Source organism: Sphingopyxis sp. GW821-FHT12F08 (assembly GCF_058806755.1).
The window spans coordinates 1-659 of the sequence record NZ_JBXAQA010000015.1; the positions used below are offsets into that span (position 1 = coordinate 1).

Genomic DNA, 659 nt, shown 5'->3' on the forward strand with positions numbered 1-659 from the left:
CCCTTTCAGGCCTCACCCCTTTTGCGTCTTCGCGTCTTTGCGCGAACCCTTTGCGTCGCCACCCTCGCGGTCGTTCGCCGGCAGGCCGAAGAAGGCGCAGCGGGCAACGTGGCCGGCGTGGCGGAGCGGCGCGATTTCGGCGTTGCGGACGTTTTCATAAGCGGTGATCTCGTCGGGATCGAGGGTGCGTTCGTAATCGGGATCGCCGAACTGGCCCTCCTCGTCGCCGATGAAAGCGTCCGATGGCGGGAAATTGGTGCGCAGCTCGTTCCTGTCCTCGTCGAGCCAGACGAGCATCGCCTCGGCCTCTTCCTCGGGGGTCGCCTCGGGCAGCGGCGCGGGATCGGGATCGGCGGAAAACTGCGCAACTTCATCCGCGATTGCGGTGTTCTGCCAAAGTGCGGCCACGGGGTTGGCGCGGTTGTCGCGGGCGGCGAGCCAGAGCGCGAGCGCGGCGGCGCGGCCCGTGCTGTCCTGCGCCCCGGGATCGACGTCGAACAGCGTCAGGAAGCCCGGCCAGTCGCCGGCGATGATCTGCGCCAGCATCTCCTCGCCGGCGCGGGCGCGGGTTTCGACCATCTTGTCGAGGCGCGCGAGCATCGCGAGGCCGAGGCGCGCGTCGAGGCGGCGGCGCTTGACGAAGCTGCGATCCTCTTCGC

1 pseudogene is annotated in these 659 nt (G+C 69.0%); it reads right to left on the reverse strand.

The window, feature by feature from the left end:
• Positions 1-12: 12 nt before the first annotated feature.
• Positions 13-659: pseudogene (locus tag AC1RNQ_RS21435) on the reverse strand (hypothetical protein); the annotation flags it as partial.